Genomic DNA, 24,517 nt, shown 5'->3' on the forward strand with positions numbered 1-24,517 from the left:
AATGCTTAAAGTTATCCAAATCAAATTTTCTTGCATCCACCCCGCCAGCCTCATGTGGCAAATAGTTTTGCTGTTGCCTTGCCAAGTCCGGATGATGCGCCGGTAATAAATATCGTTTTCATTTCTGATACTGTTCAAATTGTTGTAAAGAAAATGGTCTTGTGTCCCTTAATGTTCTTTCGGAACAAACAGGCTATTGGTGAAAGCATGGTAATCCTGCTCCGAAGTGCCGCGCCGTGCATCCAGAATTGGCTGAATGTCGTTAGTGGGCATGTAGCGAAGCCTGTCTGATTCGTCAACGGCTGCTTCAAAAATCGTTGCTACCACTTTTTCAACGGCGTCTTCATCGGCGGCATCTTGCATACCACCATACAATGCTGAGATCCGGTTGAGGAAGGGGAAGTAATCTTCGATGAGTTGCATATTTCCGCTTTCCCCTCCTACACGAGCCTGGAAGCCTGTTTTCAGAGCTCCGCCGGGTTCGATAACCTTTACTTTGATGCCCAGTGAAGCCAGTTCATAACGGAGGCCTTCAGAAAAGCCTTCCAATGCAAACTTTGATGCGCTGTAGATCGATGCCATGGGAAAGCCAATAGCGCCCGCACCAGAACTTATATTGATGATCGTACCCGCATGGTTGGCGCGGAAGTGTGGCAGAATAGCGCGGGTAACATCCATGGCACCGAATACATTTACGTCAAACTGCTGCTGTATCGCTTCACGTGATACGCCTTCGAAAATTCCGAATAAGCCATAACCCGCATTATTGACGATCACATCAATGCGTCCGAAACGCTCAATACCAGCTGCAATTGCGGCGTCAATTGTTTCTGCAACGTGTACGTCCAGTTTGGTGATAAACACATTGCTCATATGACCAAGATCGCCTGCTTTGCCGGCATCTCTCATGGTAGCAATAACATTCCAGCCTTTTTCGGCAAAATAACGGGCAGCGGCGGCCCCAAAACCGGAGGATGTTCCGGTAATTAATACTGTTTGTTTCATTTTTTTGTTGATTTTTATTCAGTGTTATGGTAAAAAGGAGGCGTTGTTAATGCCTGTTCATCCGAAATGGTTACCGATGATGACAACAGATGCACCTTGTGCCGCCAGGGCTTTGGCGGTAGCGTAACCAATGTCACTGCTGCCGCCAGTTATTACTGATGTTTTGTTTTTGAAATTTTGTTCCACGTCATGTTTGTTTTGATGATGTAAAATTCCAAAATGAGCAGCGGAAGGCTGTGTCCAAAACAAGTATTGTTGTATCCAAAAAATGTAGGATCTTCTGACGCTTAAAAAATCAGCAGTATAGTTAATTATTGCTTTGAATTGATACGGTATAAGCCATTGTGGTCATTGATAGATTAGTCATACTTCATATTATGCCTTTTAACGGCGTATGAATCCTCATTATAAAGATCGATAAGTGTCCCGTCACCCCGATAAAAGCGCTGACCAAGCCGTAGACAGTTATCTACGGCTTTCTTTTTTCTGCATGTTACCGCTTCAATGAAATGGAATTTTACTGATATTTTTAAGCAAATGGACTAAGGGCACGTTTCCAGATATCAATGGCAGCTGCCATTTCTCTCTCATCTAGCGAACTGTAGCCTATGCGTATAAAGTCGTGGGGTTGCGATACATTTGGCTGGAAAAAGTAATTACTGCCGTCGCTAAGCTTTAATCCCAACTTTCCCGCATTCCTGGCAACTGCGCCGGCACTTATACCTTGCCGGTACATTGCCCAGATGGCCAGGCCACCGTTCGGCTGATCAAATGTTAAGTATTCTCTTAAATGCTCTGAGAGCAACCGGCAGGTGTTTTCCAGCCTGGCCTGATATACTCTATATGACTTCTTTATATGCCGGGAAATATCACCGGTACGCAGGAGTTCTGCAGTCGCTTCCTCCAGCAGCTGTGTATCCACCTGGCCATTCCAGGTAAAGTCCATTTTGTATCCCAGACTTACAAGGCGGGAAGGGCCGAAATTCTGGATATTCCAAACAGGCGAACCTGCTGTAATGTTTGGATTGTTATTTCTTTCGCCACCACCATGCAGAAAAATTATCAAAGGGTATTTCCTTGTATTTCCCGGTACGTCGTGACCTGCCGGTTTGTATTCAAGAAAGGGGATTGAATCGCCGTTGCTCGCCGGTAATCCGCTTGGCAACATTTTGTGCATTAAGATAAGTGGGGAAACATAACAGAAAGAGGAAATAGACCATGTATTGGCCGATTAGCGGGGTAAATTTTTTCATGGAATAAGTGTTTAATGTAAAGGAATTAATTACGCTCGTGATGTATTAGGATATTTTGGTGTTAAAATGAGTGATACAGAAAAGACTATAGAAGGTGTAAGTGTTTGTGGGTCTTTACTAAAATGGGATTAACTACATTACTTGTTCCAAGCTTAGGGTGTCTCGTTTTTTGCCAAGAGAAAGTTACGATTATTAAATCAAAAGATAATGAAAATCTACTACTCAAAGTGTAAAAAACATTCCGTTTTTATGTTACAAATATTAACAGTTTTTAAAACCGCGCCCGTATACTAGAATAATTATCTGCCCGGGCAAAATTATCGTGAATAATTACGTTTACATTACTGCCCCCTTTATCACGGTAAAACCCGTTCCGGAGCCAGATCTTGCTGGTATACCACGAGCCATGCATTACCGGGCTACCGATGATAAGGGAATCATTATCGAACCATTGCATGGTGGGGATAGAATCTACTGACAATACCTTCGAAAACTCCGCCTGCCCCTGCAGCCGGTGCCATACCTCTACTATCCCCTGCCAGTCTGGCCTGAACTTTACGTGTACAATAAAGTCGTTCCATAAGCCTTTGCTAAGTGTATTACGCAAAATGTGATACTGCTTGTACATAAAATTCAACTTGCCGGAAGTGTTAACCGTTACATGCCCCGTCCAGATGTTTACACCAATGGTATCATTGTGTGCATTAAAGGAAATTGGCGGGTTAATATAGTTATTGTGATGAAACTGCATAAACACGCCGAAGTTTTTAGGATTGGTCCAGGTGGTGGGGAAATAAGTTGACCAGCCATAATAATATTCATCGCCAACGGTCTCCAGCGTGTAGTTATTCTTCCCTTCCAGGCTCATATCTGCCTCACAGCGTTCTCCGCTGATGCCGGCTATGGTATCATTGGGCCGCACAATGAAGCGTGCAGCATACGTGCCCTGCCGTACCGGTACCACCGAGGATATACCCACATAAAACTGCGCAGGATCAGCGGTAATGATACCACGCCACTGGCTGGCATCGCCGGTTTCCCAGTCCGCAATTACCGGAACAGGCGACGTGAGCGCGGAGGCAAGCTGGTCACGCAGTTCCAGCTCACTGTTTTGAAGAGATTTTTTACATGAAAGAACAACAGTAACCAATACTGCTATTTTTACTATTGGAGATATGCTTTTCATAGCCATGGATTTTTGTATTAGCAAAATGCAGGAACTCAACAATCAATGAACGACAATAGCCTTTCGATGACATGCACTACAAAGTTGGCATGTTTGGCAGCCGCGATCATTAGGAGATGAGGAATTAATTACGCTCCACCATGACGCGACCGGAGAAAAAATGGGCATGACCAAACGAAGTACATTAACGACCGGAAGAGACAATTGTCGAACCAGATAGCTGATATAGAACAAAGGTTAAACTATTTGCAGGAGCTGCTGGCAACGCAAAAAGTGGAGCCCGAAGACTATCGGAGAATGAAAGCTGAATGCACCGGAAAGATAGACAGGCTCTTAGTAAAGATGGCGGAACCCAACCAGAATTATTTAGATATAGAAGGGCTGCTCAGGACAGGAATTGCTACTTTACTTAACCTGGAAAAAATGTATCTGGAGGGTGACATCATAAAAAAAAGGGAGATAATTGGTTCGATCTACCCCGAAAAATTGACGTTTGACGGTTTCAATTATCAAACGCTCGACTCAATGAGGCTGTTTCACTGATATACAGTCTGGATGTAGGGTTCAATTAACAGAAAACAGGACAAGAGGAAAAAATCCGTCTTGTCCTGTCTGGTGACCCCGTCTGGATTCAAACCAGAAACCTTCTGATCCGTAGTCAGATGCTCTATTCAGTTGAGCTACGGAGCCATTCCCGCGATTGGGATTGCAAATGTAGACAAAAAATTAAAACAACCAAAAAAGATTTTCAACCTTTTCGAAGGTGATGGAATGTCCCGGTGTCGGGACAATACAAACATGCTGTCCGTCTAAGGTGTGGCTGCGGATCAAGTTGAAAACTTGTGGGGAAGGTTAAAAAGTTGTTGTTTTGCAACTCATTAAGAAACATCAGTTTTGGATCAGACCTACCGACAGCTAATAGAATTTATGCTTCCAAAGGGACTTTTGGAGTATTTTGACCTTATCAAAACCACGCAATCGCCTAATGGGCTTCATATTTACCTGGAAGAAATAAATCAGATTCCAATCGAGTATAGCGATAGGAAACTGCATTCAAAAGGCTTTCTGCCAGAAGTTCGGGTACAGGATTTTCCAATCAGAGAAAACAAAGTCACCCTGGTGATCAAACGCCGCCGCTGGGAAGACGTTAATACCGGCGATATTATTACCAGAGACTGGAATGTCGTTAGTGACGGAGCTCGTATTACCAAAGAGTTCGGTCTTTTTTTAAAAGAAACTTTTGGACAATAATCCCATTAGTCCAGTACAATTAGGCCATTTCTTTCAGATAGACGGCAAACAATTACAGCAACAATACAAACATCATTTAAGTGATTTTACCAGCTGGGAGCAGAAAGAGCATGCTGCAGAGTGGATGTTGTTTAAGCACAACATCGGTCCACATCTGAGTATTGACGAAACTGCATTTTCCAGTGGAGAATTGTATACGATTGTGACCAATAAAGCTTCTAAAGGTCGCAAAGGCTCGCTAGTAGCTATGATCAAAGGTACTCAGTCTGACCAGCTGATTGACATACTGAAGAAGATCCCGAAACGATTACGTATGAAAGTAGAGGAAGTGACGGTTGATATGGCCAGCAGTCTGAATCGCGTTATTGATAAATGTTTTCCCAGGGCCTCCAAAGTAATAGACCGTTTTCATGTTCAGCAGCTAGCCTTTGATGGCGTACAGGAAGTTCGGATAAAGTACCGCTGGGAAGCCATGGAAGAGGAAAACCAGGCAATAGAAGAGGCTAGAAAGAGAAAAGTTGCTTTTCATCCGCAAGTGCTGGTCAATGGAGATACTGTAAAGCAATTATTAGCCCGTAGCCGTTACCTATTGTTTAAGCATCCACGTTTATGGACGCGGGATCAACAGCAGCGGGCAGAACTACTTTTTACACGTTACCCAGTGATTCAAAAAGCATATCAGCTATCTCTGAGGTTAGGTGAAGTATTCCGGCTCTGCAAGAGCCGGCAGGAGGCTTTTAAAAAGCTCGCTCTCTGGCATGCTGACGTAGAATCATCAGGGCTCGCCTCGTTTAAAACCCTTGATAAAACTATTCAGCAGCACTATCTGGGCATTCTGAATTTCTTTGATAACCGAAGCACCAATGCAGCTGCAGAATCCTTCAATGCTAAGATTAAAGCCTTTAGAAATGCACTAAGGGGAGTCAGAGATGTAGAGTTTTTCCTTTATAGACTAGCCAAAATCTATGCTTAGAATCAAAATCCCCCAAGTTTTCAACTTGATCCTCTTCCACAAGTTCTTAATTGATCATTGAAAATGCATTGCAAAGAGCCTCCTGATAAGAAACATCACATCATAAAAAAAGGTTCCAGATACTATCTGAAACCTTCTCTCTGTGACCTCGTCTGGATTCAAACCAGAAACCTTCTGATCCGTAGTCAGATGCTCTATTCAGTTGAGCTACGAAGCCATTCCCGTGATTGGGATTGCAAAGGTAGGAATAAATTTGTAATCGCCAAATATTTTAAATATTTTTTTTGTTTGATTCATAAGCAGCGGGTTACGTACATTTACCAGCCGCTTTATGGGCGGGCATCTGTTAAGAAAACAAGCTGAAGGTGAAAATACAACTCTGGAGTATCGGAAAGGAAAATGACCCTTATATAAAGGACGGCATCGCTGTTTTTCAAAAGCGATTGCAGCACTATGTCGACTTTGAACTGAAACTGATCCCCACTGTAAAACAGGCCGCCAGCCTCTCTGTTCCTGAGTTAAAAAAACAGGAAGGGAAAATGATACTGGACATGTTGCAGCCCCAGGATTATCTTGTGGCCCTCGATGAATATGGTAAAATGCAGACAACGCTGCAACTGGCAGATTTTCTGCAACAACGGGCGAATGCAGCCACCAGGCAGGTCATTTTTCTCATTGGTGGCGCCTTCGGACTGGATGCCAGCGTGCTGGAAAGAGCGCAGCTCAGACTATCCCTCTCCCCTCTTACCTTCCCTCATCAGCTGGTCAGACTTATCATGACCGAACAACTTTACCGGGCGTATACAGTATTGAACAGGGAGAAATATCATCATCAGTAAAAAATCAGTATAATTACATTCTCATCAATTAAATCAATCGACTGGCATGGACATGACAATCAGCATAGCGATTATAATTCTCACCTGCATCATTTCTATCACTTCATTTAATAGTGAAAAGCGGATGGATGATCTGAGCATGTGGCCGTATCTGGTAAAAGAAAAAAAGCAATATTACCGGTTCATCACATCCGGGTTTGTACATGCCGATTTTATGCATCTCGGCTTCAATATGTTCACCCTCTTTTTCTTCGGAAGGTTCATTGAAGAGATGTTTCTCCTGATATTTAAAGGAAAAATATACTACCTGCTATTTTATGTGCTGGCCCTTGTTCTCTCCGATATTCCCACTTATTTCAAGCATAAGAACAATTATGGCTACAGGACTATCGGCGCATCAGGTGCTGTTTCCGCAGTAGTATTCGCCGCTATTCTTTTCCAGCCCTGGGCTAAGATCTACGTGTTCTTCATTCCTATGCCTGCAATACTTTACGGTATAGTATATCTCGGCTATACGATTTATATGTCCCGGCGCAGTGGTCCCGGCGGCATTAATCATGATGCCCATCTGTGGGGCGCTGTATTTGGCCTTCTTTTCCCACTGATATTTGAACCGAGGATCGGTTTAATCTTTCTGGATCAGCTGATGCACGGTTACAGGTAACAGCTTCATCTTTTTCCGGTTTGTTTTTTGCCAGATGTACAATGGACAATTTGTGCCGACAAAACAAAACAAGCCACACGCATGAAGCTAGACACAGCTAAGCTCTTACAGAAAAGGAAAAAGCAGATTCTCGAATTGTGGATGAAGAATCAATTAGTGGATTTTTCTCTACGCGAGGACCTCATGTCTAACGAGGAGCTGATGGTACAGTCAGAAGAACTCGTAAATGTTCTATTACAAAGTTTAACCGGTGATAACCTGGAGGATGTGCAATCTGCATCCTTCGAGCCCTTGTATGAAGTACTGGAAACTATCTCCCGCTCCAGGGCCAAAATGGGTTATTCCCCCAGAGAAACCGGCACATTTGTCTTTAGTCTGAAAGAGGCCCTCCTCACCCTTCTCCAGCAGGAGATCAAAAACGATCCTGTTCAGTTGCTGGAAGAAAGCATGAAAGTAAGTAAACTGATCGATAGCCTTGGTATTGTTACATTCGAAACATTCATCAAAGGAAGAGAAGAGGTTATCCTCCGGCAGACAGATGAAATAGCGGAGATCTCCACCCCTGTGATCCGTGTATGGGATGGCATTGTGGCCATGCCTATCATCGGTACATTGGACAGTGCCCGTACACAGGTAGTGATGGAAAACCTGCTACAGGAAATTGTTGCCACATCCAGCAGCATCGCTATCCTGGACATTTCAGGCGTACCTGCTGTAGACTCTCTCGTTGCACAACACCTCATAAAAACAGTAAGCGCTACCCGTCTGATGGGTGCTGAATGTGTCATCAGCGGTATCCGCCCCGAAATAGCTCAGACAGTAGTTCACCTTGGTATCGACCTTTCCGGGATTGTTACGAAAGCGACCCTTGCCAGCGCATTAAGGTATGCATTTTCACTGATGCAACTGGAAGTCAGGAAACCAATTGTAAAAGCAAAAGCAGGCATTGATGGATAAGATACCGATCCTTAAAATTGGGCATTTTCTCATGGTGGCTATCCAGGTGGATCTGTATGACCGCCTTGCGCTCAGCCTGGAATCAGACCTGGTACAGGCAGTAAGTAAAACGGGCGCAAGAGGTGTATTGATAGATATTTCCTCCGTTTCCATCGTTGACTCATTTATGGGCCGGATATTGGGGAATATTGCCGGAATGAGCAAGATACTGGATGCAGAAACAGTGATAGTTGGCATGCAGCCTGCTGTAGCTATTACACTGGTAGAACTGGGTCTGCCCCTGAAAGGTGTGCAGACAGCACTGAATGTCGAAAAAGGAATGGAGCTCCTCCAGAAAAAAATACAGATCACAGAAGTAGAAGAAGAAGCCATAGACGATGATAGTACTCTCCAGTGACAACATGCGTATAGGAAAAGAACTGGATATGGTGGTCTTCAGGAACAGATTGAAAGAGTTTGCTGTCAAAATAGGCATGAGCCTTGTCAATCAGACAAAACTGATCACTGCTGCCAGTGAGCTTTCCAGGAATATGCTCCGTTACGCCGGAGGGGGTGCAGTCCTCATTGAAATAGTAAATGGCCAGCGACAGAATGGATTGCGCGTCACCTTTTCAGATACTGGTCCGGGTATACCCGACATTGATAAGGCCATGAAAGATGGCTTTTCTACGGGCAAAAGCCTGGGACTGGGATTGCCGGGAGCGAGACGCCTGGTGAACGATTTTGAGATTAAAAGCACGGTGGGCAAAGGAACTACCATCACAATCACTAAATGGAAGAATGGGTAACCGGACGGCATATCAGTTTTAATGTAGATGACAGAAGTTATCTGGCCATTCTCAAACGTGAAGTGCACCGTCTTTCTATACAATGCGGACTGACAGAAAAGAAAATAGCCGAGATCGATATCGTCGTAGCTGAAATCGGATCCAATATCATCAAACACGCAGGACACGGTGAGGTACTTGTCATGCTCACCGATACTCCCCAACCAGCTATTGAGATCATCGCCATAGACAGCGGACCCGGTATTACCGATCTGGCCAGAATGATGCAGGACGGCATATCAACAGCCAGAACGCTCGGCCACGGACTCGGAGCGGTAAAACGCCTGTCTGATTTTCTGCAGATCTATTCTGTAAAAGGCTGGGGCACGATACTGGTATCGCGGTTCTTTATCAAACCGGCAGACCAGTATACGCCAAAACCCGGAGCTGAGATCAGGACTTTGCTGGTATCAAAACCCGGCGAGAGAGTATGCGGCGATGACTATTACGTTCGCTCCGACAGGGCCGGTGTAAGGGTTTTCCTCGGAGACGGCCTGGGGCATGGCATAGAAGCGAACAAAGCTGTTGCTGCTGCTGTCAATTCCTTCCGTTACTGTATGCTCTCCGACCTGAGCGAAGTATTGCGGCAAATGCATGATGATGTAAAACGCACACGCGGCCTGGTAGGCACTATAGCGGTTTTCAGCAACAAGACCCATACATGGAAGATCTGTGGCGTGGGAAATATACATACACGTATGCTGACAGCTGCTACCTCGAGGACTCATCTTCCATACAACGGGATCATCGGGCATAATATGCCGCGCACGATGAATGAACAGGAAGTATCACATGAACCGGGGAAAGAACAGATACTCATTTTATGCTCTGACGGTATAAGGACCCGCTGGGACATGATGAAGTATCCCGCCATTTTCAGGTACGATATGTCTGTATTGGCGGCTGCCATCTATAAGGACAACGCGCGCAAAACAGATGATATGTCGGTAGTAATTGTTAAAGTAAAATAGCCGCAATGCAGGAAATAACCCGGATCACGCTGGAAACTGATATGGACCTGGTACTGGTACACAAACGTATCATGAAACTGGGAGAGCTGGCCGGACTATCCCTCGCAGTACAGACCACCTTCGCAACCGCCGTGTCTGAGGTGTCGAGACATGTCATAGAATATGGACATAATGCCGTTCTTATACTGGCTGTCAGAACCGATATAAAGGAACCCGAACAGTATCTCATTGCAAAAGTGCTGGACGGAAATCTGAACCTTACTGAGAAGATCAACGAGAACCTGGTATATGCCAGGAGGCTCGTTGATCGCTTCTCACTCGAACGTGGAGACAAGGGAATTGAAATTATGCTGGAATACAGGATCCCCGGCGTACAGAAGATCACCAGCGCCAGGATCCGGCAATGGATATCTTCTTTCAGTGTGGAACTGCCGGTGTCTCCCTACGATGAAATAAAACGTAAGAACAAACAGTTACAGGAACTTGCTGAAAAGCTGAAGGAGAGTGAAACGCAGTACAGGGAAGTGACCGACGCCCTGCCGTTGATGATATTCAGTATCAATCATGAAGGTCAGGTCATCTACGCCAACAGCTGGTTGAAATCGTTTACGGGTTATGATATCCACGAACTGAACGAAAGCAGATGGCGACCGGTGATCCGCGAGGAGCTTTTCACAGAGGTCTGGGAAAACTGGTGTCACCACCGGACGACAAACAAGCCGCTGAAGAGGGAAATAGAGCTGAAAAATCATACTACGCAGGAATATATCTGGCATCTGCTGTCTCTTGCGCCCATGATCAATGAAAATGAGGAAACGATTTACTGGACAGGCTCCCTGGTAGACATCCATGCACAAAAGGTCATGGAACAGACGTTGAGGGACAACAAAGAGCTGCAGGAAACAAAGCTGCTGCTGGAAGAAAAGATCGGAGAACTGAACCGCAGCAACGAGGAACTGGAGCAGTTTGCCTATGCGGCGTCGCACGACTTACAGGAGCCATTGCGGAAGATCGTTTATTACAGCGACTATCTGAGCAGGTATTACGCGGAACTGATAGACAACCGTGGTAGACTCTTCCTGGGTAATATGATAAGCGCCAGTCAACGGATGACGCAGTTGATCCATGATCTGCTGAACTTTTCGAGGATCTACAGGGAGAACCTTCATCTCGTTCAGACAGATATGAATGTACTTGTTGCAGAAGCCATGAACGACCTGGATGTAGCAATAAAAGCAAAAAGCGCACACATAGAAGTAGCGCCATTGCCGGTGATGCCCGTGTATCCGATGCAGATGCGCCAGTTGTTCCACAACATCCTGTCCAATGCGCTCAAGTTCGCCGACGAACAGCGGCCACCGGAAGTGAAGGTATATGCAACGATGGGAGAAAAACAGATACAATTGACCTTTGAAGATAACGGGGTGGGATTTGATGAGAAATACCTGGATAAAATGTTCAGCTTATTCCAACGGTTACACTCGCGCGAAAAATACGCAGGTACTGGTATAGGGCTCGCCATGTGTAAAAAGATCGCCGATCTGCATAATGGGTCCATTACCGCCAGCAGTATACCAGGACGAGGAGCGAAGTTTATTCTGACCTTACCATTAGTGGCATAAGAAGAACATTAGTTTTTAATTGTAAAGAAAGAATTTATCAGTTATGGAGAATATTGTGAAGATATTATTGGCAGACGATGACCTGGAGGACCGGTTCATTATGCAGGATGCCTTTAATGCGATCAATCTGCCGGAGGTGCCCCTCCTGGTGGAAGATGGGGAAAAAGTACTGGAATATCTTGCTAACACACATGCAAGTGCAGGCGTTATGCCTTCTCTTGTAGTACTTGACCTGAATATGCCACGGCTCAGTGGTACGCAGACATTACGGGAGTTGAAAAACCTGGATGCCTACAAGGACATTCCGGTGATCATCTTTTCTTCTTCCTTAAACGTGATAGAAATGCATGAGTGTAAACAGCTGGGGGCTTTATCCTATATGGTAAAGCCATTCACATATGAAGAGTACCTGTTGTCAGCGCAGCATTTTTATGACTTCTGTCTGAAGAAGCATTCCTTTCCGGAATTCAACAGTCTCATAAACAATTTCAAGTGAGAGGCCCCGCTTACAGGGTCTCCCACTCTATTGTGAGGAGTTCTTTTGTCTGATCGGTGATCTTAAACCTGTCATCTATCCGCAATCCTACTATCCAGACAACCCGCTTTGCAGATTCCAATACCCAGGTGTTCTCCTTCTGGGGAAGCGACAATTTCTGATCAATAAAAAAGCGGCTCAGCTTCTTCTTCTTCCGCATACCTAAAGGGTAGAAATAATCGCCCTGTTTCCATTTTCTAAGTATTAACGGATATTGCAGCGAATGCCGGTCCAGACAGGCAATATTAGCGGCTGTAGGGATGCTTATGGCATCCTTCCTGACGCTGGTCCTTAGTTTGAGCAGACCACCTGCCATAGCTACTGCAGTACGGTCTTTTTCAATTACAATAACCGGCACTTCTTCTTCCGCCAGTGGTGTAATGAGCAGCCATTGCCTGTCGCGGATGATGCGGTGCGTGCTTGTCTCCACCAGTTTTCCGGAACTGCTGTCCAGCAGTTCCAACACCTGGGACAACTGTGCCGGCGAACAGCCATACTGCCTGAATATTTCCCAGGCAACCGTTTGCATCGGAATGGTCTTCCGTAGCTTCAGCACCGGTATCATGTACATGTTCCCCTTCTGTTCTACCAGTCGTTTGATATGCTTTTCGACCGACTGCGCATATAATATCTCCGCTTCGCGGAAACGTTCTATACTCCCTGCGATATTAGCAACCACACCAGGATAAGCCTCCTGTATGACGGGAATCACCTTATGTCTGAAAAAATTACGTGTATATTTAACAGTGATATTGGAGCTGTCTTCCACGAACGCGATATGACGTTCACTGGCATACGCCTGTATGTCTGCTTTCTGCGCAAACAACAGGGGACGCACCAGGTATCCCTGTTTAGGCAGAATACCGTGAAGGCCCGCGATACCGGTACCTTTGCTGAGGTTCATCAACACCGTCTCAGCGCTGTCCTGCATATGGTGGGCTGTTACGATATAATCACAACCTGTCTTCACCATGGTCTGTTCCAGCCATTCGTAACGCAGCTGCCGGGCTGCCACCTGGATGGATACACGATGTGAGGCCGTATGAGCCATGGTATCAAAGCGAACTTTATAGAAGGGCACCTGCAGGCGTGCTGCCAGGTCTTCCACAAAAGCTTCATCCCGCAGGGATTCTTCTCCCCGTAGCTGAAAATTACAATGGGCAATGGAGAATGTGAATCCCGCCGCTTTGAAAAGATGGGCCATCACAACTGAATCCACTCCCCCACTGACGGCCAGCAGCATTGATTGGTTGTGTGTGAAGAGCTGCTCCTTCTCTATATATATCGTAAATCCTGTCAGTAAATCCATGTACTGGTTATTAAATGAGATCATCCAATGCCGCCTGTAATTCATTGTACGCATGCCTGTCGTTGGCTTCCCTGGCCATCTGCATGCCTTTCTCAAATACGGCAATGGCCTCCTGCGGAAGGCCTGTCCGCTCCAGCAGGCGGCCCAGGTGATAGTAGGAGCCTACATACCCCGGTTCGTAGGCCAGCAACTCCTCAAACAGTGCCCTGGCGGCACTGTCATCGCCGATCTTGATGTATTCAAGGGCCAGCGCATGCTTAAGAAAGCTGTCATTCGGGCTGTCTTTAAGAAATTCCTTTATCCTGGCTATTCTATCCATTATTTAAATATATTTGCTCATACCGCTTTAAAAAACAAAACAGTTTAGGCCATGAAGATTTTAGTTTGTATCAGTAAAACTCCGGACACGACTGCAAAAATAGCTTTCACAGACAACAACACGAAATTCAATGAAGCGGGTGTACAGTTCATCATTAACCCCTACGATGAATGGTATGCCCTGGTCCGCGCTTTGGAATTGAAGGAAACCCTGGGTGCTACCGTACACCTGGTGACCGCCGGCGGTCCCGATACGGAGCCTATTATCCGCAAAGCCCTGGCTTTGGGTGGTGATGAGGCATTCCGCATCAATACAGATAGCCAGGATAGTTTTTATATCGCTACGCAGATAGCGGAACATGCCCGTAAACAGGGATATGACCTGATCTTTACAGGCAAGGAAACTATCGATTATAACGGCGCGGCCATCGGAGGCATGGTAGCCGAACTGCTGGACCTTCCCTATGTATCTATTGCTGCAAAATTTGAGCTGAATGGTACTGAAGCAACCATCAACCGCGAAATAGAAGGTGGAGAAGAGATCGTAAAAGTAACACTGCCCGTTGTTGTATCCTGCCAGAAAGGAATGGCGGAACAGCGTATCCCCGGCATGCGTGGTATCATGGCCGCCCGCACGAAGCCGCTGGCAGTAGTAGAACCCGTTGCAGCAGACGCTTTGACTACCGTTACCAGTTTTGAATTGCCACCGGCAAAAGCGGGCGTAAAACTCATCAGCCCCGATAACGTCGATGAGTTGGTGAAATTACTGCACGATGAAGCAAAAGTGATCTGATCGCTGAACTGCTTGCAGGAACCTCTATTTTAAGCTCCATTTTTAAGTATTTAAATTCTACGTCAGAACATGTCAGTTTTAATATTCGCAGATCAGGCTCACGGTAAGATCAAAAAAGTAGCATTCGAAGCAGTACAATACGGTGCAAAAGTAGCACAGCAACTGGGCACTACAGCCACTGCACTCGTACTGGGAACAGCAGCTGGTGAAGAGCTGGAAGCATTGGGCAACTATGGCGCCACAAAGGTATTGCAGGTGGCAGATGCCCGGCTGAATGAAGTGGAAGGAACCGTATTCACAAAGATCATTGCCGACGCCGTAGCACAGGAAGCAGCACAGGTAGTGATATTCCCACATAATTTCGACGGCAAGGCAGTGGCGCCGCGTGTAGCCGCCCGCCTGAAGGCCGGTTTTGTATCCGGAGCGGTTTCACTGCCCGATACCAGCAACGGTTTCGTGGTAAAGAAAAGTGTATTTTCCGGCAAGGCATTTGCCAATGTTAATATCAACACAGCAGTGAAGGTGATTGCTGTTATGCCTAACACCTTTGCGCTCGAACCAACGGCTGCCAAAGCAGCTGTAACAGCCTTCTCTCCTGCTATCAGTGATGCTGATTTCAAAGTGAAGGTAAGCAGTGTGCAGACAGTAAGCGGAGAAGTGCCGCTCACAGAAGCAGATATCGTCGTGAGTGGCGGCCGGGGCCTTAAAGGACCGGAAAACTGGGGACTGGTGGAAGAGCTGGCAAAATCACTGGGTGCGGCTACAGCATGCTCCCGCCCCGTGGCAGACACCGGCTGGCGCCCGCATCATGAGCACGTAGGACAAACAGGATTAACTGTACGCCCTAATTTATACATCGCGATCGGTATTTCCGGCGCTATTCAGCACCTGGCCGGGGTGAACGGTAGTAAGGTGATCGTGGTCATCAATAAAGACCCGGAAGCGCCTTTCTTTAAAGCAGCTGATTATGGTATTGTAGGGGATGCCTTTGAGGTAGTTCCGAAACTGACTGCTGCCATAAAGCAAATGAAGTAAGTAAGCCGCTACCTAACGCTTACTTATTATCTGTTTTTTAGATAAGGAATATTTTTTCTAACTTCACGTTCTTATAAAATATTCAGCGACAACGCAGGACAGATATGAGAAAAATAGAACTGGAAATAGTTGCTTTATCGCACAGCATTACGCAAACACATTCTTACGCCGTGGTTTTAGGAGAGGTGAACGGTTTGCGCCGCCTCCCTATTGTAATTGGCGGGTTTGAAGCACAGGCTATCGCTGTGGCATTAGAGAAAATGCAACCCAGCCGCCCACTGACACATGATCTGATGAAAAACTTTATGAATGCTTTTAATATAGAGCTTCATGAAGTGGTGATCAGTAACCTGCAGGAAGGAATTTTTTATTCTAAATTGATCTGTTATAGTAATGAAGAAACAATAGAGATAGACTCACGTACATCCGATGCCCTCGCGCTGGCTGTACGTTTTGGCTGTCCGATCTTTACTTACGAAAATATTCTTAACAGCGCAGGTATCCTGCTCGATGATCCTGCCGGTAAAAAGAGCGGCGTAAAACCCGTTACTCCCACCATCTCAGAACATGAAAAAGGAGCGGAAGATGATCTCAAAGTACTGAACCTGGACGAGCTTACGCAGCTGTTGCAGGAAGTGCTGGAACAGGAAGATTACATCCGCGCCATCGCTATCCGCGACGAGATCAACAGCCGTAAGAGCCGCTGATAAACATCCTTGCATTTACTATTACAAAATAAACGATCCATAAACCATAGTAGTACTATGGTTTATGGTTTTTTATACCATGATCGTCTTTCCGAATTGTAAGATAAACCTGGGCCTGCATGTAGTCAGCAAACGCACTGACGGCTTCCATGAACTGGAAACAGTATTCTATCCCCTGCCACTGACAGATGCCCTGGAGGTGATCAGTCCCGGTAAGCTGCAATTTGCCACCAGCGGTATTGCTGTTCCCGGCAACAGTGCGGATAATCTATGCCTGAAGGCCTGGCACCTGCTAAAACAGGACTTTCCTGCTCTTCCGGAGGTAGACATCCATCTGCATAAAAACATTCCCATAGGGGCCGGATTAGGTGGAGGATCTGCTGACGCAGCTTTTATGCTGCAATTGCTGAACAGCCGTTTTCAGCTAGGTATTACGGAGGCGCAGTTGTTGATCTACGCCGCTCAACTGGGAAGCGATTGTCCTTTCTTTATACAGAACAAACCCTGTTATGCTACCGGCAGAGGCGAGATCATGACGCCGATAGATCTGGATCTTTCACAATGGTCTTTTGTGCTGGTGTATCCGGGCGTACATATCAATACCGGCTGGGCTTTCAGCCATATTACACCAAAGGCGCCGGCATTGTCATTACGGGAAAATATTCTGCAACCGGTGGAAACATGGCGGCATACCATCAGCAACGATTTTGAAGCACCTGTGCTCGATGCATATCCGGAGCTGGCAGCCATTAAAGAAAAATTATATGCAGAGGGGGCTGTATATGCAAGTATGAGCGGAAGCGGGTCGGCGTTTGTGGGGATCTTTCCTAAAAACAAAACTGGTGGTATTACATTCAACGCCGGGTACAAAGTATTCATGCTATAATCGTCATCCTTCTCTGTTAAGGAAGCCCTCTACATTTGAATATTTGTTTTTTAAACGCTATAAAATTATTTTAACGAAGCTGTAAGCGTTTGCAAAAGTATTTATCTTATCACGTCATCCACTCATTTAACGAATGCCCCTGCGTTTGAATATTTATCTTTTAATCGCGGTAAAATTATTCCACGCATGCTATAGGCGTTTGGCAGAATCTTCCCGGAAATAAAAATAGCCGGCATTGCATTCAGCACCGACTACAAGTGTTTTATACTATAATCCTCATCTACTCATTTAACGAAGCCCTCTACGTTTGCATATTTATCTTTTAGTCGCGATAAAATTATTTTATGCACGCTATAGGCGTTTTAATACGTACTATAAACAGGGTCATGTATGGGAATCATCATACTGGAATCATTCGACGCAATCGGCAATGCAGGGGCTGTGTGTTTGTAGCGCGGGATGATCCTGGGACAACATAATGCGATCATACATTTGCCCCCGAGGCCGTTTCCCGAGACAATGATGAGGCTTTTCCCCAAAACAAGATAGCCGGCATTGCGTTCAACACCGGCTACAAAGTATATCTTACAGTTACGATCCGCTTATTTAACGGAAGCGATCAGGCTCTTGAAAGTTGCTGGTTCATTCATTGCCAGATCAGCCAATACCTTCCTGTTCAGGTCGATATTCTTTTCAGACAATTTATGGATAAACTCAGAGTAGGTCATACCTTCTGCTCTTGCAGCAGCGTTGATACGAGCGATCCACAGCTGACGGTAGTTTCTTTTCTTGAGTTTACGGCCTACATAGCTATAGGTAAGACCTTTCTCCAATACGTTTTTTGCTACGGTATAAACATTTTTCCTTTTACCGTAGAAGCCTTTGGCCTGCTTTAATATTTTCTTCCTGCGGGCCCTGGAAGCAACTGCATTTACTGAACGAGGCATATAGTGCTTTTTTGATCAGGTTAATAATTAATTACACACACCACATCTCATTATCTGAGAGCAAGCATTCTTTTTACCAGGTCCAGGTTAGCTGAACTAACAAGGCTGCTACCTCTGAGGTGGCGTTTTCTTTTGTTAGACTTCTTGGTCAACAGGTGACTTTTGAAGGCATTATACCGCTTAATCTGTCCGCTCCCGGTCACCTTGAAGGTCTTCTTCGCCCGGGAATGAGTCTTTACTTTGGGCATCTTACATCAAATTTGGACTGCAAAGGTAGGTAAATATTTTAAACAACAAACGGCCATTATAAAATAATTATTAACGTCCTAAGGGTGTGGATAACTTTTGACCGCCTGATTAAACTTTTTTTTCGCACCGTTAAGATACTGAATATCAAATTCCCCCCACCCTCTTATTTCCAATTATTCTTCTATTTATCGCTTTAGAATATATACACATTTTTTATATTTCCTATATTAGTCATAATTTTAATTTTAAAATAGTCTCATTTCTTAGCCATATCAAGTAAAAAATGATCAAGCCTATGGAAACACTTTACACTTCTCAAAAAGCCATTCCGGTGCAGGACTGGACATCGTATCGATCGGTAAGACATTGTAAATCTGTCAGTTGGCGTGACGTCTAAATCACATCATTTCTGATACTCTTTTCACAAAACACCTACTGATGAAAAAGATTCTAATCCTATTATATATGATGATGTGCTGCGCTATAGGAATAGTGCAGGCACAGACCATATATGTTAACACACCGGATACGGTCTGTATCTCGACCGCCAGCGCTACTGCCGGTCAGGCCAAATACCTGAGCATCAACGCGATGGTCGTCACGAACAGCAGATATCAGGTGACGCAGCAGGCATCATGGAAAATAACCGGTCCGACCGGTTCCGATGCCGACTACGAGGTCCTTTACACCGGGAACACTGCAGCGACAACCAAGCTTGCAAAGCTACAGCGAACGAAATCGCTGACCTTGCAGTTCATGGTTCCCGGATGGTATGACATTGAAATCACCCTGCCTTATACAGACAACGGCGTGGCACGCACCCGGGTTGAAACGAGGCGTATTCGGGCGATGGACTGTACTATTAATACGTGCGGTACCAACGAAGCGAATGACAAACCGGGTTTCTTTGAAGATTTCGGTACCATGCCAGGTAGCGGCATTGTTCGCCGGCCCTATCCTATTAATGGCGTAGTAACCTACGACTATCAGGGTACGGGCGATCTCGCGGATAACTATTATTCAATTGCAAACAACACACAGCTCAAAGGTGACTGGGTAAACAACACCGACCACACGGGTAATAGCCGTGGTGGGATGTTGGTTGCCAACTCCGCCTACGAACCGAGGAGATTCTATCAGAAGACTGTAACTGGTCTTTGTAGAGGCTCCGTTTATAATTTTAGTGCCTGGTTGATAAATATCAACCCTATCGGCGTTTTTGAAGGTGGTTGCGTATCCGGCTATCGATATGCCGGTGTAACCTTCCAGGTGGTGAATGCCGCCAACCCTAGCCAGATCCTGGCTAACTTCCCTACTTACAACGTGTCAATGGACCTTAGTAACCCTAAGTCCAGCTGGCAGAAATATGGAGGATCATTTACCGTTCCTTCCAATATAGATTCAGTTAGAGTACTTATTATTAATAACAAACCTGGTGGTTGTGGTAACGACATCGCGATCGACGATATCGAATTCGCATATTGTAGTCCGACTATTACCGCTTCCATTAAAGGTAAAACCGACAATCTCGCGGAAGTTGTCTGCGAAGGCGCTCCGATTACACTCACCTCTAATTATTCACCTGCAGACTACTTCACCAATCCGGCCTACCAGTGGGAAATGAGTGACGACGAAGGTCTTACATGGATAAACGTACCTTTTGGTACTAATACCTCCAAAGAACTGGTGATCGGCCCGGGTGAACTGAAAGGTACCAGGACCGTTCCTACGTCTTACCGTTTCCGTGTCCGTATTTATGAAACCGGGAGTGACGCCGTCACGTGTGCCTCGCCCTCGGAATACGTCCGGTTGACGATACTACCGATGCCACAGCTGTACCTGACGAAGAGCCAGGTCTGCTCGGGAGCATATGTTGAATTACAGGCGTCCGGAGGTTTCGACAGGTTCACCTGGAAAGACTTACCTGGATTTGAAGGAGACAAACGTACGATACAGGTGATTGACGACACCACTATTATGGTGTATGGTTATGTGGACTATGCGGACGGGCATACGTGTGTGGACTCAAACACTGCGTATATCAGATCTATTGATCAACCTGTTATAGACGTAATCTCTACTTCACAAAACGTCTGTGCGGGTTCTTCCGTTGAGATCCGTATCAACGAGGCGCTGGCAGGACATACAATTCAATGGTTCCAGGGACCTGATGGAAGTGGTAACCTGACCCATTTGCCTGAGTGGGATGGTATGACTACCCTTTTCCCCGTACAGATTAACAACGCTGCTCAGGGAGTATTTACTGTAAGGGTAAGTGACCCGACAAATACCTGTCAGGTAGAATCTGCTCCATTTATTATTGATGTAACACCTGTACCAGTGGCCAATGCCGGCCCTGATCAAATGGCCTGCGCCAGTATAAACACCTCGGGTAACTTTACCATGGCCGCTCTGCTGAATTCCGGCGAAGCTGGTGTATGGACGATAGATACCCTCTGGGGACCAGGTGTAGATCCTACGGTTACTGCTGCTCAATTCAAGGATTATGCGACCATTCAGTTCCCGAACCTTCGTGGAACAAGGGTTAACCTGAAGAAAGGTGGTATGACCGTGAGGTTCAAATGGACTGTGAGGGCAACCGCCAATACTTTGTGTACAAGCAGCGACTTCGTTGAAGTTACACTCCTGTACGATCCGACTTTCAGTGATGCAGGTCGTGATACGACGCTCTGTGCTACGAATGTCTTTACGATGAATGCCAGCCGTCCGGATGGTACATTGACCGGTCCGTACGCGGAAACCGGTACATGGAAACTCGTATCTGGTAATGCAACCATCGCAAACATCAATGCATATAATACAACAGTTACATCCAATGTTGCTGAACAGGATATCGTGCTGACGTGGTCAATCACCAATGCCGCAAACTGTACTCCAAGCATTGACACTGTTGTACTGCATAAAACTACCCGTCCGGTAGTTGTAGTGGCACCATCTATAGTTACCTGTAACACATCCGGTACCTTCATGGTGGATACCCTGTCTACAAAAGGTAACCCGGATACTTACAGCATTACTGCTGGTACTCCTGCCCTGCCAGGTTTTGTAGCTGTTACTAACCAGCCAATTACCATATGGCCTATAACAGTTAACTACCCTGTGGGCACACCACGCGGCGTATATAACTTCAACCTGAGCTACAGAAACAGCCTGAATGCAGGTTGTGATTCTACCGTTCCATTCTCTGTGAGCGTAGAAACTCCTCCTGTAGCTCCTACCGGAGTTGCCGTAGGTTCACCGAATATCTGTACTTCCGGTACAAGTACGCTGTCTGTTGTGGGTGGAAGCCTGGGGCAGAAAGCTGATGGTACACCAAACGGAACATGGGTATGGTACGCCGGAGGTTGTGGAGTAGGTGCTCCAATCGGTACCGGTGCTTCCATTACTGTATCAGTAAGCGCGACCACTACTTATTATGTACGTGCTGAAACTACCGGTGCATGCTCCAACACTACCTGTGCGAGTGCTACCGTAACGGTATTCCAGGCGCCAAATCCGGCTGCTGCTGGCCCGGACCAGACCAAGTGTAACACCACTACCTTCACCATGGCGGCTAATGCTGCTTCTGTTGGTACAGGTACATGGACACTGCCTGCTGGTTCTACCGCTACTATCACTGCTGGTCAGGCGAACAACCCTGCCGCGGTAATTAATGTACCTGCCGGTGTTACAGTGGTAGCTACATGGACCATCACGAATGGTGCTTGTACCACTTCCGATCAGGTGACATTAACTAATAATGCACTGCCAACTGCTACTGCTGGTCCAGACCAGACTAAATGTAACACTACTACCTTCACCATGGCGGCTAATACGCCTGCTGCCGGTCAGACCGGTACCTGGACATTGCCCGCTGGTTCTACCGCTACCATCACTGCTGGTCAGGCAAACAGCCCAACCGCGGTGATCAACGTACCTGCCGGTGTAACTGTAACTGCTACATGGACTGTTGTAAACGGTGTTTGTTCTGTTTCTGATGCAGTAGTGCTGAGAAATGATGTACTGCCAACTGCTGCTGCTGGCCCGGACCAAACCAAGTGTAACACTACCATCTTTACCATGGCGGCAAATACGCCTGCTGTTGGTACCGGTACCTGGACACTGCCTGCTGGTTCTACTGCCACCATCACTGCTGGTCAGCAGAACAGCCCAAGCGCGGTGATCAACGTACCTGTTGGTACTTCTGTGGTAGCTACATGGACTGTAGTAAACGGTTCCTGTACTGTTTCTGATGCGGTAACGCTGAGAAACGATGCACCGCCAACTACTCCGGCTGCTGGTGCTGATCAGACAAAATGTAACAATACTTCCTTCACACTGGCTGCTAATGCACCAACTGTTGGAACAGGTGCATGGAGCGTGGTGTCTTCCACTCCTGCAGGATTCACTTTCCCTGCGGCGAGCGTAAGTAACCCAACTGCTACTATCACTGTTCCTGTTGGTTCAACAGTAACCTTGCGCTGGACTATCACAAACGGTACCTGCTCTCTCACTGACGATGTGGTACTGAGAAATGATGCTCCTCCAACTACTGCTGCTGCTGGTGCTGACCAGGCAAAATGTAATACACCTTCCTTCACCCTGGCTGCTAATGCGCCAACTGTAGGAACCGGTGCATGGAGCGTAGTTTCTTCTACTCCTGCAGGATTTACCTTCCCTGCTGCTAGTGTAAACAACCCGACCGCTGCTATCACTTTAACAGCCGGTACAACGGTAACATTACGCTGGACTATCACTAACGGTACCTGTACTTCTACAGATGACGTTATTCTGACTAACAGCGCGCTGCCAACCACTCCGGCTGCTGGTGCTGATCAGACTAAATGTAATACGCCTTCCTTCACACTGGCTGCTAACGCGCCAACTGTGGGAACAGGTGCATGGAGCGTGGTTTCTTCTACTCCTGCAGGATTCACTTTCCCTGCGGCTAGTGTAAGCAACCCAACTGCTACCATCACCGTACCTGCCGGTACTACTGTGACCCTCCGCTGGACGATCACTAATGGTACCTGCGTTTTAACTGACGATGTTGTATTAAGAAATGATGCGCCTCCGACTACAGCTGCTGCTGGTACTGACCAGTCTCAGTGTAACACACCTGCCTTCACGCTGGCTGCTAACGCGCCAACTGTAGGAACTGGTGCATGGAGCGTAGTTTCCTCTACTCCTGCCGGATTCACTTTCCCTGCGGCTAGTGTAAATAACCCAGCCGCTGCTATCACTGTACCTGCCGGTACTACGGTAACACTGCGCTGGACCATTACTAATGGTAGCTGTACTTCTACTGATGATGTGACACTCATCAACTATGTAGCACCAACAGCTGCCAATGCTGGCGCAGACCAGACCAAGTGTAACACCACTACCTTCACCATGGCTGCTAATGCAGCTTCTGTTGGTACAGGTACATGGACACTGCCTGCTGGCTCTACCGCTACTATCACTGCCGGTCAGGCGAACAACCCTGCCGCGGTAATTAATGTACCTGTTGGTACTTCTGTGGTGGCTACATGGACCATCACAAATGGTGTTTGTACCACTTCCGATCAGGTGGTATTAACTAATAATGCACTGCCAACTGCTACTGCTGGTGCAGACCAGACTAAATGTAACGTTACCACCTTCACCATGGCGGCCAATACACCTGCTGCCGGTCAGACTGGTACCTGGACATTGCCCGCTGGTTCTACTGCTACCATCACTGCCGGTCAGCAGAACAGCCCTACCGCTGTGATCAACGTACCTGCCGGTGTAACTGTAACAGCTACATGGACTGTTGTAAACGGTGTTTGTTCTGTTTCTGATGCGGTAGTACTGAGAAATGATGCGCTGCCAACTGCTGCTGCTGGCCCAGACCAGAGTAAGTGTAACACTACCATCTTTACCATGGCGGCTAACACGCCTGCTGCGGGTCAGACTGGTACATGGACACTGCCTGCTGGTTCTACTGCCACCATCACTGCTGGTCAGCAGAACAGCCCAACCGCGGTGATCAACGTACCTGTTGGTACTTCTGTGGTGGCTACATGGACTGTAGTAAATGGTTCCTGTACAGTTTCTGATGCGGTAACGCTGAGAAACGATGCACCGCCAACTACTCCGGCTGCTGGTGCTGATCAGACAAAATGTAACAATACTTCCTTCACACTGGCTGCTAACGCACCAACTG

At 46.5% G+C, this 24,517-nt stretch carries 24 protein-coding genes and 2 tRNA genes; 16 read left to right on the forward strand and 10 right to left on the reverse strand.

Going from position 1 to position 24,517, the window contains the following annotated elements:
• Positions 1 to 168: 168 nt before the first annotated feature.
• From L3C95_RS24090 to L3C95_RS24105, 4 genes are all read right to left on the reverse strand, one after another.
• Positions 169 to 1,005 (reverse strand): SDR family oxidoreductase, encoded by an 837-nt coding sequence (locus L3C95_RS24090; RefSeq protein WP_236391519.1) that lies wholly within the window; start codon positions 1,003 to 1,005, stop codon positions 169 to 171.
• 57 nt (positions 1,006 to 1,062) lie between these two features.
• The gene (locus L3C95_RS24095) at positions 1,063 to 1,191 is read right to left on the reverse strand and encodes an SDR family oxidoreductase (protein WP_236391521.1); all 129 of its coding nucleotides are present in this window, start codon (positions 1,189 to 1,191) and stop codon (positions 1,063 to 1,065) included.
• Between the two features lie 343 nt (positions 1,192 to 1,534).
• Positions 1,535 to 2,182, reverse strand: a complete 648-nt coding sequence (locus L3C95_RS24100) for a hypothetical protein (protein ID WP_236391523.1) — start codon at positions 2,180 to 2,182, stop codon at positions 1,535 to 1,537.
• Between the two features lie 347 nt (positions 2,183 to 2,529).
• The gene (locus tag L3C95_RS24105; RefSeq protein WP_236391525.1) at positions 2,530 to 3,444 is read right to left on the reverse strand and encodes a polysaccharide lyase; all 915 of its coding nucleotides are present in this window, start codon (positions 3,442 to 3,444) and stop codon (positions 2,530 to 2,532) included.
• Positions 3,445 to 3,648: 204 nt separating this feature from the next.
• Between L3C95_RS24105 and L3C95_RS24110 the strand changes: the two genes are divergently transcribed.
• The gene (locus tag L3C95_RS24110) at positions 3,649 to 3,987 is read left to right on the forward strand and encodes a hypothetical protein (protein WP_236391527.1); all 339 of its coding nucleotides are present in this window, start codon (positions 3,649 to 3,651) and stop codon (positions 3,985 to 3,987) included.
• A gap of 70 nt (positions 3,988 to 4,057) precedes the next feature.
• Here L3C95_RS24110 and L3C95_RS24115 read toward each other — a convergent pair.
• Positions 4,058 to 4,134: transfer RNA gene (locus L3C95_RS24115), tRNA-Arg, on the reverse strand.
• 204 nt (positions 4,135 to 4,338) lie between these two features.
• Between L3C95_RS24115 and L3C95_RS24120 the strand changes: the two genes are divergently transcribed.
• Together L3C95_RS24120 and L3C95_RS24125 are read left to right on the forward strand one after the other, a co-directional pair.
• On the forward strand, positions 4,339 to 4,695 hold the full coding sequence (locus L3C95_RS24120; RefSeq protein WP_236391530.1) for a transposase: 357 nt from the start codon (positions 4,339 to 4,341) through the stop codon (positions 4,693 to 4,695).
• Positions 4,685 to 5,668, forward strand: coding sequence for a transposase (locus tag L3C95_RS24125; protein ID WP_236391532.1), 984 nt, complete (start codon positions 4,685 to 4,687; stop codon positions 5,666 to 5,668). Before L3C95_RS24120 ends, L3C95_RS24125 begins: the two co-directional genes overlap by 11 nt.
• 143 nt (positions 5,669 to 5,811) lie before the next feature.
• On the opposite strand, the gene L3C95_RS24130 is transcribed toward L3C95_RS24125, so the two are convergent.
• Positions 5,812 to 5,885: transfer RNA gene (locus L3C95_RS24130), tRNA-Arg, on the reverse strand.
• Positions 5,886 to 6,033: 148 nt separating this feature from the next.
• On the opposite strand from L3C95_RS24130, the gene L3C95_RS24135 reads away from it, so the two are divergent.
• From L3C95_RS24135 to L3C95_RS24170, 8 genes are all read left to right on the forward strand, one after another.
• Positions 6,034 to 6,507 carry a 23S rRNA (pseudouridine(1915)-N(3))-methyltransferase RlmH gene (locus L3C95_RS24135; protein WP_236391534.1) on the forward strand — a complete coding sequence of 158 codons (474 nt, stop codon included), beginning with the start codon at positions 6,034 to 6,036 and terminating at the stop codon, positions 6,505 to 6,507.
• A 46-nt stretch (positions 6,508 to 6,553) separates the two neighbouring features.
• Positions 6,554 to 7,171: a rhomboid family intramembrane serine protease gene (locus L3C95_RS24140; protein WP_236391537.1), complete on the forward strand. Its 618-nt coding sequence runs from the start codon at positions 6,554 to 6,556 to the stop codon at positions 7,169 to 7,171.
• An 81-nt stretch (positions 7,172 to 7,252) separates the two neighbouring features.
• Positions 7,253 to 8,128: an STAS domain-containing protein gene (locus tag L3C95_RS24145; protein WP_236391540.1), complete on the forward strand. Its 876-nt coding sequence runs from the start codon at positions 7,253 to 7,255 to the stop codon at positions 8,126 to 8,128.
• The gene (locus tag L3C95_RS24150) at positions 8,121 to 8,525 is read left to right on the forward strand and encodes an STAS domain-containing protein (RefSeq protein WP_236391542.1); all 405 of its coding nucleotides are present in this window, start codon (positions 8,121 to 8,123) and stop codon (positions 8,523 to 8,525) included. The genes L3C95_RS24145 and L3C95_RS24150 overlap by 8 nt, the downstream gene beginning before the upstream one ends.
• Positions 8,506 to 8,916, forward strand: coding sequence for an anti-sigma regulatory factor (locus L3C95_RS24155; RefSeq protein WP_236391544.1), 411 nt, complete (start codon positions 8,506 to 8,508; stop codon positions 8,914 to 8,916). The genes L3C95_RS24150 and L3C95_RS24155 overlap by 20 nt, the downstream gene beginning before the upstream one ends.
• Positions 8,901 to 9,926 carry an ATP-binding SpoIIE family protein phosphatase gene (locus tag L3C95_RS24160; RefSeq protein WP_236391546.1) on the forward strand — a complete coding sequence of 342 codons (1,026 nt, stop codon included), beginning with the start codon at positions 8,901 to 8,903 and terminating at the stop codon, positions 9,924 to 9,926. Before L3C95_RS24155 ends, L3C95_RS24160 begins: the two co-directional genes overlap by 16 nt.
• 5 nt (positions 9,927 to 9,931) lie before the next feature.
• Positions 9,932 to 11,548, forward strand: a complete 1,617-nt coding sequence (locus tag L3C95_RS24165; protein ID WP_236391548.1) for a sensor histidine kinase — start codon at positions 9,932 to 9,934, stop codon at positions 11,546 to 11,548.
• Positions 11,549 to 11,591: 43 nt separating this feature from the next.
• The gene (locus L3C95_RS24170; RefSeq protein ID WP_236391551.1) at positions 11,592 to 12,044 is read left to right on the forward strand and encodes a response regulator; all 453 of its coding nucleotides are present in this window, start codon (positions 11,592 to 11,594) and stop codon (positions 12,042 to 12,044) included.
• 10 nt (positions 12,045 to 12,054) lie between these two features.
• Here L3C95_RS24170 and tilS read toward each other — a convergent pair whose 3' ends face one another.
• Positions 12,055 to 13,392 (reverse strand): tRNA lysidine(34) synthetase TilS, encoded by a 1,338-nt coding sequence (tilS, locus tag L3C95_RS24175; protein WP_236391554.1) that lies wholly within the window; start codon positions 13,390 to 13,392, stop codon positions 12,055 to 12,057.
• Positions 13,393 to 13,402: 10 nt separating this feature from the next.
• On the reverse strand, positions 13,403 to 13,711 hold the full coding sequence (locus L3C95_RS24180; protein ID WP_236391556.1) for a tetratricopeptide repeat protein: 309 nt from the start codon (positions 13,709 to 13,711) through the stop codon (positions 13,403 to 13,405).
• 51 nt (positions 13,712 to 13,762) lie between these two features.
• On the opposite strand from L3C95_RS24180, the gene L3C95_RS24185 reads away from it, so the two are divergent.
• The 4 genes from L3C95_RS24185 (at position 13,763) to ispE (ending at position 17,131) form a co-directional block, all read left to right on the forward strand.
• The gene (locus tag L3C95_RS24185; protein WP_236391558.1) at positions 13,763 to 14,503 is read left to right on the forward strand and encodes an electron transfer flavoprotein subunit beta/FixA family protein; all 741 of its coding nucleotides are present in this window, start codon (positions 13,763 to 13,765) and stop codon (positions 14,501 to 14,503) included.
• 69 nt (positions 14,504 to 14,572) lie between these two features.
• A complete protein-coding gene (locus tag L3C95_RS24190; protein WP_236391560.1) occupies positions 14,573 to 15,538 on the forward strand; it encodes an electron transfer flavoprotein subunit alpha/FixB family protein in 966 nt (321 codons plus the stop codon).
• A 104-nt stretch (positions 15,539 to 15,642) separates the two neighbouring features.
• On the forward strand, positions 15,643 to 16,245 hold the full coding sequence (locus tag L3C95_RS24195; protein WP_106603870.1) for a bifunctional nuclease family protein: 603 nt from the start codon (positions 15,643 to 15,645) through the stop codon (positions 16,243 to 16,245).
• A gap of 64 nt (positions 16,246 to 16,309) precedes the next feature.
• Entirely contained in the window at positions 16,310 to 17,131 is an 822-nt protein-coding gene (ispE, locus tag L3C95_RS24200; RefSeq protein ID WP_236391563.1) for a 4-(cytidine 5'-diphospho)-2-C-methyl-D-erythritol kinase, read from the forward strand.
• A gap of 602 nt (positions 17,132 to 17,733) precedes the next feature.
• On the opposite strand, the gene rplT is transcribed toward ispE, so the two are convergent.
• Both rplT and rpmI read right to left on the reverse strand, forming a co-directional pair.
• The gene (gene rplT / locus L3C95_RS24205) at positions 17,734 to 18,078 is read right to left on the reverse strand and encodes a 50S ribosomal protein L20 (protein WP_089836384.1); all 345 of its coding nucleotides are present in this window, start codon (positions 18,076 to 18,078) and stop codon (positions 17,734 to 17,736) included.
• Positions 18,079 to 18,128: 50 nt separating this feature from the next.
• The gene (gene rpmI / locus L3C95_RS24210; protein WP_236391565.1) at positions 18,129 to 18,326 is read right to left on the reverse strand and encodes a 50S ribosomal protein L35; all 198 of its coding nucleotides are present in this window, start codon (positions 18,324 to 18,326) and stop codon (positions 18,129 to 18,131) included.
• Positions 18,327 to 18,765: 439 nt separating this feature from the next.
• Between rpmI and L3C95_RS24215 the strand changes: the two genes are divergently transcribed.
• A partial coding sequence (locus L3C95_RS24215) for a beta strand repeat-containing protein (RefSeq protein ID WP_236391567.1) occupies positions 18,766 to 24,517 on the forward strand: 5,752 nt, incomplete at its 3' end.

The sequence above is a fragment of the Chitinophaga filiformis genome (assembly GCF_021646545.1).
GTDB lineage: Bacteria > Bacteroidota > Bacteroidia > Chitinophagales > Chitinophagaceae > Chitinophaga > Chitinophaga filiformis_A.

Excerpts from the sequence above, each read along its gene's own strand:
- L3C95_RS24170 (WP_236391551.1), top strand. The coding sequence starts at position 11,592 with ATGGAGAATATTGTGAAGATATTATTGGCAGACGATGACCTGGAGGAC.
- L3C95_RS24185 (WP_236391558.1), top strand. The coding sequence starts at position 13,763 with ATGAAGATTTTAGTTTGTATCAGTAAAACTCCGGACACGACTGCAAAA.
- L3C95_RS24165 (WP_236391548.1), top strand. The coding sequence starts at position 9,932 with ATGCAGGAAATAACCCGGATCACGCTGGAAACTGATATGGACCTGGTA.
- rpmI (WP_236391565.1), bottom strand. The coding sequence starts at position 18,326 with ATGCCCAAAGTAAAGACTCATTCCCGGGCGAAGAAGACCTTCAAGGTG.
- rplT (WP_089836384.1), bottom strand. The coding sequence starts at position 18,078 with ATGCCTCGTTCAGTAAATGCAGTTGCTTCCAGGGCCCGCAGGAAGAAA.
- L3C95_RS24150 (WP_236391542.1), top strand. The coding sequence starts at position 8,121 with ATGGATAAGATACCGATCCTTAAAATTGGGCATTTTCTCATGGTGGCT.
- L3C95_RS24195 (WP_106603870.1), top strand. The coding sequence starts at position 15,643 with ATGAGAAAAATAGAACTGGAAATAGTTGCTTTATCGCACAGCATTACG.
- L3C95_RS24180 (WP_236391556.1), bottom strand. The coding sequence starts at position 13,711 with ATGGATAGAATAGCCAGGATAAAGGAATTTCTTAAAGACAGCCCGAAT.
- L3C95_RS24140 (WP_236391537.1), top strand. The coding sequence starts at position 6,554 with ATGGACATGACAATCAGCATAGCGATTATAATTCTCACCTGCATCATT.
- L3C95_RS24100 (WP_236391523.1), bottom strand. The coding sequence starts at position 2,182 with ATGCACAAAATGTTGCCAAGCGGATTACCGGCGAGCAACGGCGATTCA.
- tilS (WP_236391554.1), bottom strand. The coding sequence starts at position 13,392 with ATGGATTTACTGACAGGATTTACGATATATATAGAGAAGGAGCAGCTC.
- L3C95_RS24090 (WP_236391519.1), bottom strand. The coding sequence starts at position 1,005 with ATGAAACAAACAGTATTAATTACCGGAACATCCTCCGGTTTTGGGGCC.
- L3C95_RS24190 (WP_236391560.1), top strand. The coding sequence starts at position 14,573 with ATGTCAGTTTTAATATTCGCAGATCAGGCTCACGGTAAGATCAAAAAA.
- L3C95_RS24105 (WP_236391525.1), bottom strand. The coding sequence starts at position 3,444 with ATGAAAAGCATATCTCCAATAGTAAAAATAGCAGTATTGGTTACTGTT.
- L3C95_RS24160 (WP_236391546.1), top strand. The coding sequence starts at position 8,901 with ATGGAAGAATGGGTAACCGGACGGCATATCAGTTTTAATGTAGATGAC.
- L3C95_RS24145 (WP_236391540.1), top strand. The coding sequence starts at position 7,253 with ATGAAGCTAGACACAGCTAAGCTCTTACAGAAAAGGAAAAAGCAGATT.
- ispE (WP_236391563.1), top strand. The coding sequence starts at position 16,310 with ATGGTTTTTTATACCATGATCGTCTTTCCGAATTGTAAGATAAACCTG.
- L3C95_RS24155 (WP_236391544.1), top strand. The coding sequence starts at position 8,506 with ATGATAGTACTCTCCAGTGACAACATGCGTATAGGAAAAGAACTGGAT.